This window comes from Cryobacterium sp. Y62, from assembly GCF_002929785.1.
Lineage (GTDB): Bacteria > Actinomycetota > Actinomycetes > Actinomycetales > Microbacteriaceae > Cryobacterium.
In genome coordinates this window covers 1-8002 of record NZ_PJJK01000046.1, presented here as the reverse complement: position 1 = coordinate 8002, position 8002 = coordinate 1, and the positions used below count along the sequence as shown (strand labels likewise).

Annotated in this window: 7 protein-coding genes and 2 pseudogenes; 7 read left to right on the top strand and 2 right to left on the bottom strand. The window is 62.3% G+C overall.

Features of this window, described 5'->3' with window-relative positions:
• Window positions 1–1299 (bottom strand): integrase core domain-containing protein (locus tag CXY71_RS00730; RefSeq protein ID WP_146072693.1); only part of this gene is annotated, 1299 nt, incomplete at its 3' end.
• Between the two features lie 175 nt (window positions 1300–1474).
• Window positions 1475–1687 (bottom strand): annotated as a pseudogene (locus CXY71_RS20870) (IS3 family transposase); the annotation flags it as partial.
• Window positions 1688–1845: 158 nt separating this feature from the next.
• On the opposite strand from CXY71_RS20870, the pseudogene istA reads away from it, so the two are divergent.
• The 7 genes and pseudogenes from istA to CXY71_RS00690 form a co-directional block, all read left to right on the top strand.
• Window positions 1846–2634 (top strand): annotated as a pseudogene (istA, locus tag CXY71_RS21620) (IS21 family transposase); the annotation flags it as partial.
• A 105-nt stretch (window positions 2635–2739) separates the two neighbouring features.
• Window positions 2740–3984 carry a tyrosine-type recombinase/integrase gene (locus CXY71_RS00715; protein WP_104133818.1) on the top strand — a complete coding sequence of 415 codons (1245 nt, stop codon included), beginning with the start codon at window positions 2740–2742 and terminating at the stop codon, window positions 3982–3984.
• Window positions 3981–4436 carry a hypothetical protein gene (locus CXY71_RS00710; protein ID WP_104133817.1) on the top strand — a complete coding sequence of 152 codons (456 nt, stop codon included), beginning with the start codon at window positions 3981–3983 and terminating at the stop codon, window positions 4434–4436. Before CXY71_RS00715 ends, CXY71_RS00710 begins: the two co-directional genes overlap by 4 nt.
• A gap of 9 nt (window positions 4437–4445) precedes the next feature.
• The gene (locus tag CXY71_RS00705; RefSeq protein WP_104133816.1) at window positions 4446–4946 is read left to right on the top strand and encodes a tyrosine-type recombinase/integrase; all 501 of its coding nucleotides are present in this window, start codon (window positions 4446–4448) and stop codon (window positions 4944–4946) included.
• Window positions 4933–5952 carry a tyrosine-type recombinase/integrase gene (locus CXY71_RS00700; protein ID WP_104133815.1) on the top strand — a complete coding sequence of 340 codons (1020 nt, stop codon included), beginning with the start codon at window positions 4933–4935 and terminating at the stop codon, window positions 5950–5952. Before CXY71_RS00705 ends, CXY71_RS00700 begins: the two co-directional genes overlap by 14 nt.
• Before the next feature lie 85 nt (window positions 5953–6037).
• The gene (locus tag CXY71_RS00695; protein WP_104133814.1) at window positions 6038–6865 is read left to right on the top strand and encodes a hypothetical protein; all 828 of its coding nucleotides are present in this window, start codon (window positions 6038–6040) and stop codon (window positions 6863–6865) included.
• On the top strand, window positions 6862–7611 hold the full coding sequence (locus tag CXY71_RS00690) for an ATP-binding protein (RefSeq protein ID WP_104133813.1): 750 nt from the start codon (window positions 6862–6864) through the stop codon (window positions 7609–7611). The genes CXY71_RS00695 and CXY71_RS00690 overlap by 4 nt, the downstream gene beginning before the upstream one ends.
• Window positions 7612–8002: the final 391 nt, after the last annotated feature.

The following is an 8002-nucleotide window of genomic DNA, read 5'->3' as shown; positions in this document are numbered from 1 at the left end:
CGAGTTTGAGACAATAAACATGGCCCTCACGGCCGCCTGAAACCCCAAACCCAACGAGTCAACTGAACTCGGGGCAGTCCCGAACGCGTCGTCTGTGATCGTCCGGTAGAACGTGCGGTCGGCGTACGTCGACGGCAGGGAGACGTGGTAGCCCTGAAAGTAGACCTGCCGGTTGGCTTTGGTGACCTCCACGAGTGACTGATCCGCGGTCTGTGGCCGCACGTTGTCGTCAGGCAGGACCTCTCCGGTCTTGGAAATCGTCAACGACGCCCGGTGAAGGTCTGACTGTCGTCGCGTGCGAGCCCGCCGGTACTCCGAGGCTTTCGCTTCCAATACCGACAGCGGGATCGGCTCGGTCGCTGGCGTATGCTCGAGCAAGTCCCACGCCGCCCGCGGCGTAGCTTGTTCGAGGGCTTGATGCGGTCGGCGGTTGTTGCAGTGCTCCCGGAAACGCTGGATCCGGACACGGAGATGCTCGAGAGTGGCCGGCCGGTCGGCGTCGAGGAATCGGATCAACGTCTGGTGAGAGCGCTCGTTCTTCCCCTGTGTGGTGGGCTTGCCCGGCAGTCCGCTGATCGGCATGGTGCCTTTCGATGCCAGAAAGATCTCCACGGAGCCGATCGTGCCTGCGCGCAGCTGGTTGAACGCCAGCGAGTTATCCGATAACACTTCCTGGGGCGCCCCGCACGCGGCAATTGCCCGTTCGAGGACGTCCTTGGCATCAGCACTGTTCTCATGACGCGAATACGCGTCGGAGCCCACGTCGTATCGGCTTGCGTCGTCGAGCAGCTGATACACCGTGACGGTTTGCCCGTTCGCCAGCCGGTACTCGAACGCGTCCAGTTGCCACAGCGACATCGCTGTCGCGCGCACGAACGGGATGTAGGACGACTTCGGTCGCTTCCTCGGTGACGCGTCTACCTGCCCGACGCTGGCCAGGAGACGTGCGATCGTCGCCACCGACGGGACCTTCCCTCCGGGGAACCCGCTGTCCATGGCCGCTTCGTAGTAGATCGAGCGGGGACCATAATCCCAGCCATCAGTCTTGAGCTGTTTGCGGATCTTCACCACCTCATTCACGACGACCTGCCCATAACGCCGGGCCGGGACCTTCGGGGCGCGGGAGCGTGGGTGCAGCGCAGCAGCAGCCTCGTGGACAGCTCGCCCGCGGATCTTGTAGAACACGCTCCGAGAGATCTTCAGAGAGCGGCAGAACCCGATAATCGACAGCGCGTGAGGCTGGGTCGGGTCGTAATTCATGATCGCGGCACGAGTCTGGGGTGAAAGAGAATTCGTCATTCCCTAACTATCATCGGCGCAAGTGTCTCCGATGCTGTGAGACATCGTGTCCACGATGTCATGAGATCGTGTGTCCACGATGCGTTGAGACAGGACACACGAAGCCATGAGACCCAGCGTCCACGATGTCACGCGATTACACACCAACTACGTGGACTCGCGCTACCACCAAGCGCTACTCGCCAGTCGGGAACGTGGGTGGCTGCGGGTAATGCCGCACGAAACGTTCGGGATGCTCGGTGTAAGCGGTCGTGAGGACCCGGGCGCGGGCGTGCTGAATGGCAGGTGCGCGGCCGTGGTGAACGTTGAAGGGGGTGTGCATTCCGATACCTGAATGGCGATGTTCAGCGTTGTACCAGTCGTAGAATTCGGAGCAGAATGAGCGTGCTGAATATTGGCTTCCGAGGGAGCCGTGGGTGGTGCGGTTGAAGGCCACTGCTCGGAATCATGAATCGTGTCGTTCAGCGCCATAGTTGGCGTGGTTGAGAGCCACCTGCAAGGCTCCTTCCACCACGTGAGGGCCACGTGGTGGAGGGAGTACCGATAATGGTACGGAAGATCAAGGCGAAGCTTGTCTTGCAGTTACGAAACCAAGGCTTGTCTGGCAGGGCGATCGCGTCGGGCCAGGGCATCGCTCGCAATAGCGTCCAGGCAGTGCTCGAGGCGGCAGACAGACTCGGCGTCGGCCGGGCTGACGTCGAGGAGATGCCGGAGGGCGAGGTGTATTCGGCGTTGTTTCCCGGCCGTGGAGTGCACGAGTCCGTGTTCGCGCAGCCGGATTGGGGTCGGGTTCACACCGAACTGGCCCGGGTCGGGGTGACGTTAAAGCTGCTGCACCAGGAATACGTCGACGCATCAGCGCAGACGCAGGCGGTGATGAGTTACGACCGGTTCTGCCGGCTTTATGGCGACTAGTCTGCTGTGTCGGGCGCGACGTCGCGCGTTGGCCACAAGGCCGGGCGCAGCATCGAGGTGGACTGGTCCGGTCCGACGATGCAGCTGCTGGATCCGACGACGGGTGAGATCTCGAAGGTGTATTTGTTCGTCGCGTGCCTGCCGTGCAGCCGGTATGCGTTTGTGGAAGCCACTTTGGACATGCGACAAGAGTCGTGGCTGCGCGCCCACGCGGCGATGTTCGCTTTCTTCGGTGGCTCCGTCCCGCGCTTGGTGCCCGACAACTTGAAGACCGGGGTGATCTCCCACCCGCGCGAGGGCGAGGTTGTTCTCAACGACGCCTACCGGGAGATGGCGGCGCACTATTCGGCCGCAGTACTGCCGGGCAGAGTGCGGGCGCCCAAGGACTATCCCGAGGATTCTGTTATCCCGAGTATCGGCCGCGATGCCGTTGCGGTCGCGGCCTGAGCGCCCACTTCCTCGGGATAATCGCAGCCCGCCTACGCTGGCTCATCTCTTTCGATTTCACTGGAGGTGAGCTAAGAGATGAGTGTTTCTGTAAGTCAGTTGATCGTGCAGGCTGAGGCTGCGATGGGTCCGTTGGGGCATGCGCCGTCGACGAGGATGCAGTACTCGTGGGCGTGGTCCCAGTTCGCGAGGTTTTGTTCCCGCGATGCTGTCGAGGAGTTCTCCGAGGAGGCCGTTGATGCGTTTATCGAATTCGTCGCGGCGGAGCATCGGGCCGGCCGATACAAGGAGTGGAAACGCAGGCTCCTGCGCAAGGCCGCCCTGGTGCTGTCGGAGGTTGCGCGGACTGGGTCCTACGAATGGCGGCTGTCTCGTCAGACGCATCCCAATGACGCGCTAAACGGTGTTTTCCGTCCGGTCCAGGAACAGTTCGAGCAATGGTTGCAGGGCCAGTCGTTGGCCGTCATGACCCAGAATTTGTATGCCACGGTGTCCCGCACCGCGTTGGCGTGGTTGCCCGAACGCGGCGTGGCTGATGCTCGGGCGCTGTCCAGGATAGACGTGTCGGCAATGGTGGTGTTTCTCGGTAGTCGGTATCAGCCGGGAAGTATGAGGACGGTGGTCTCGGCGCTGCGCGTGCTGTGTCGTTTCTGGGAAGAATCCGGCTACGGCGCCGGACTCTCGCAGGCGGTCCCGGCTCAGATGGTGCGGCGTGTCCGCTCGGTGGGAGTTGTCTCTGCCGACGGTATCGACGCGTTAGTGAACTCCGTGGTTGTCTCCACACCAATGGGTTTAAGGGACAGGGCGCTATTGATACTGGGCGCAAGGACGGGTCTGCGGCCGGTCGACATCGCAGGGTTACGGTTGCGCGATATCGATTGGCCGCACGCTCAGATCACTCTGACCCAGCACAAAACAGGGGCGTTGGTGACGTTGCCGTTGCTAGCCGAGGTCGGTGAGGCGATCGCGGATTACCTGCTGCACGGCAGACCCGCTGGTGGAGAGGATGACCACGTGTTCCTGCGCTCCCAGGCCCCTTATGTTGGCTTGACCCCGGCCGACAGCTTGTATTGGGTGGCCTCGCGGGCCTTTGCCCGCTCCGGCATCATCACCCAGAACGGCACGGGCCGCGGCTTCCGGGTATTGCGGGCCACGTTCGCTACCCGGCTGCTGGCAGACGGCACACCACTGCCGGTAATCTCCGGCGCGCTCGGGCACCGGAGTATCACGTCAGCGAAACACTATCTGTCCGCCGATGAAATCCACATGCGGGCGTGTTGTCTCGACTTCGTCGGCATCGAGCCGAAAGGAACACGGTCGTGAGCGGCTTTGTCAGCGGCCTCGCCGCTCCGCTGCAGTCGCTGCTCGAGGTCAAGCACGCGATCGGGTTGCCCTACGTGAACTCCGAGTCGCACCTGCGCCGCTTCGACAAGATGTGTGCTGAAACTTACCCGGGCGAGGTGACGCTGACGAAGGAGATGGCCTGGGCTGTCGCCCGGCCTGCTGAGCACGTCAACGGGCAGATGCGGCGGATCACCCCGATCCGGCAACTGGCCAAACACATGGGCGTCCTCGGTCTGGCCGCCTTCGTCATTCCGTCGGGGATCCCTGGCAAACAAATCCGCTACCGCCCGCACATCTACTCCCACGCGCAGTTGCGGTCTCTCTTCAACGCCGCCGACAACCTCCAAACCACCGGTTATGGCGGCAGGCGGGAAGTGATTATCCCGGTGATCTTCCGCATGATCTACTGCCTGGGACTTCGGCCGAGCTAAGCTCGGACGTTGCGCTGCAACGACGTTGACCTGGTTCGCGGCACCGTCAGTATTCGGCAGTCCAAAGGGCACAAGGACCGCATCGTCTATATGTCGTCGGACCTGCACGAATATTGCCGAACCTATGACGCGACGATCAGCGCCCACCATCCGGATCGGATGCCGTTCTTCCCGAACCGTTACGGAAACTGCTACAGCCAGTGCACGATCGACTATTGGTTCCAGCAGCTGTTGGCCGCCGCCCCGCACATCGTGTCCAGCGCCGGTTCTCCGCCGCGCGTTTACGACCTCCGCCACGCCCACGTCATCGAAAACATCAACCGGTGGATGCTCGCCGGAAAAGATCCGGAAGCGTTGGTCGCTTACCTGAGCCCGCACCTCGGGCACGCCAACACGGAGGACACCTGGTACTACTTTCACCTCGCCGCGGACTTCCACGTCGACCTGCGCCGGATCGCCAACACCAGTATCGAATCTGCTCTTTTGGAGGCATCCGATGGTCTCCGATGAGTTCTTCGGCCTGGTCCGTTCTTGGCTGACCATCCACCTGCCCCGGTCGCGCCAGCTCAGCCCCCACACGATCCGCTCCTACAAAACCGCCTTGAACGCACTGCTCGACTATCTTCGCCAGTCGCAGCACCTCGCCCTGGCCGAGGTCAGCTTCGAGGTAATCAACCGCTCCACCATCACCGCCTTTCTCACCTGGCTGCTCGACAGCCAGCATCTTGGTGCCTCATCCGCGAATCAGCGCCTGGCGGCAATCAAGTCGTTCCTGTCGTATTGCGCTGGCGAGGATCCCGCTCTGGTATCGATCTGGCTCGAAGTCACCCAGATCAAACCCGCCCGAACACCAACGCGAGCACCGGACGGGCTGAGCATGCCCGCCGTCGACGCGCTCATCCGCGCCCCCGGTCAGGACACCAGCCGCGGCCGCCGGGACACGACCCTCATCCTGCTCACCTTCGACGCAGCCGCACGGATCCAGGAAATCTTGGACCTGACCCCTGCGGATATCGACACCACGACCGGCGCCGCCCGGGTGACGCTCACGGGCAAAGGACGCAAAAGCAGAACCGTTCCCCTGATGGACAAAACCGCACGGCATCTCGATCAATACCTGAGCGAGTTCCACCCCAGCACCACGGACACCGCAGGCAAGCTGTTCTTCACTGTCCGGGCAGGTCGCCGCCACCAGATGAGCCAGGACAATATTTCCTACCTGCTCAACAAACACGCCACCGCAGCACGACAACAGTGTTCGGAGCTCCCGGAGAAGATCCATGCCCACCAGCTTCGGCACGCCCGCGCCATGCAGATGCTGCGCGCCGGAGTTCCGCTTCCCCACATCAAGGAGTTCCTCGGTCACGCGAATATCGCGACCACGAGCGTCTACGCGTCGGCCGATAACCGGATGGTCCGCGAAGCAATCCAGAAAGCAGGCAGCGCAACACCCGACCTCGCGCGGCTCTGGACGGGAGGCGACGACCTCATGCTACAGCTCGCTGGGCTGAAGTAATTATCCCGCGGAAGTAGGCGCTCAGGCCGCGACCGCAACGGCATCGCGGCCGATACTCGGGATAACAGAATCCTCGGGATAGTCCTTGTTATCCCGAGTTCGGGATAACCGTGACAAAGCCAGCGTCGAGAACACGGTCTCTCATGTCGCGACCTGGGTCATCGCCGGGCTCAGACAGGAGCAGTTCACGTCCCTGCCGCAGTTGCGGGTCCGGATCGGTGAGCAGATCGATGCTTACAACCGGCAGCCGTTCCAGAAACGGGACGGGTCCAGGCTGAGCGTCTTCACGACCGAGGAGAAGCCGCTGATGCAACCGCTGCCGGCGGCCCCGTTCGAGATCAGCACGTGGTCCTACAAACGCACGGTGAATAAGAACGCACACGTGGTCTGGGCGAAGAACTTCTACTCCGTTCCCTTCAGCCACATCGCCGGCTACGTTGACCTGCGCATCACGGACACGATGCTGGAGGTCTATCGGAACGACGAGCGTGTGACCTGCCACTTGCTGCTGCCGATAAGCACCACGAACCAGTATCAGACCAACGATGCGGACCTGCCCGAAGGGCGCAGCTTCCAAGCCTGGGACCGGGACCGGATCGAGGAATGGGCGGCGCGGATGGGACCATCGGCCGTGACGGTGATCGGGAAGATCTTCGAAGCCGCCTCGATCGAGGAAGCCGGCTACGACCCCGCCTTGGCGGTGCTTCGACTGTCTCGCCGGTTCTCTCCGACCCGGGTCGAGGCCGCCTGCGCGCTGGCATTGCAGGGGCCGATCCGCTCTCCGCGGTATGCGCACCTGCGGCCGATCCTGGATACCGGGCAAGATAAAACCGGCCACGTCCCCGACAAGCCGGAAGCTGACGATGGTGGATACGTGAGAGGCAGCGCCTACTACGCCGGAGGAGTCCGATGAGCCGGCTCGATACCGAGACCAAACGCAAGCTGCGGGAGATGAACGCGGGCGAGCTGCTCGAGGCGATCGACACCCAAGACGAAACCCTCAGCATCAGCTTGTCGTTTGAAGAGCGGGTCCGATTGGTCGTCGATGACGCCTACTCCACCTTCACACACTCCAAGGTCGCCAGGCTGATCCGGCGGGCGGGGCTGCGTTATCCCAATGCGGATCTGCGCCGCATCGACCTGCTCGACGAGCGCGGCCTGAACCGGCAGCTGCTGACCCAGCTCGGCACGTGCTCGTTCGTGACCCGGCAGCAGAACGTCGTCTTTCAGGGGTTCACCGGGTCGGGGAAATCGTATCTGGGCTGCGCGATCGCCAAACGCGCCTGTGAACATCGCATCCGCGCCTACTATGTCCGCATGCCCGACCTCGAGGAAGCCTGGGTCGCCGCCCAAGACACCCCTGGCGGCGCCGGGAAATTCCTGCGCAAATACGCATCCTTCACTCTGCTCGTCATTGATGAGTGGCTGCTCGATCGCCCGACGGAATCGATGCGCGGCATGCTCCTGGAGCTGATGGAACACCGCTACGGGGAGACCTCAACGGTGTTCTGCACCCAGTACCAGCAGAAGGACTGGCACCAGCGCCTTGGCTCCGGTGTTCACGCCGACACGATCATGGACCGCATCATCCACAACACCACCTGGGTCGACACCGGCACCTACAACATGAGAGAACAAACCGCCCTCGCGACCGCGTAATCCGTGACGGGGAGCACCAGTGGTGCTGAGCCACACCACCGCCGGTGCTCTTCCGCACGACCAGTGGGGCTCAGAGCCTCAAATACTCAAGCAAGGGCATGGCCACGGTATTTTTCCCGTAATTCGTTGGGTGCCGTGACCAAAATGCTGCGGATCTGGGTTCGAGCGATGGAGTGAGCTTTGACCGCACTGTTGTACGGTGCGCAACACGCGGAGGGCTTCGACGTATCCGTCACGGGATTTCGGGATGGAGGTTCCCCTCCCTGTCAACCTTGTATGAGGCACCGGGATCGTCTCGAATAGTGTCGTAGAAGGCGGGGAAGGAGTTCCCTTGACGAACACCGTAATGACAGAACGTAGCTCGACCGGGCAGGCTGTAGGGATGGACGAT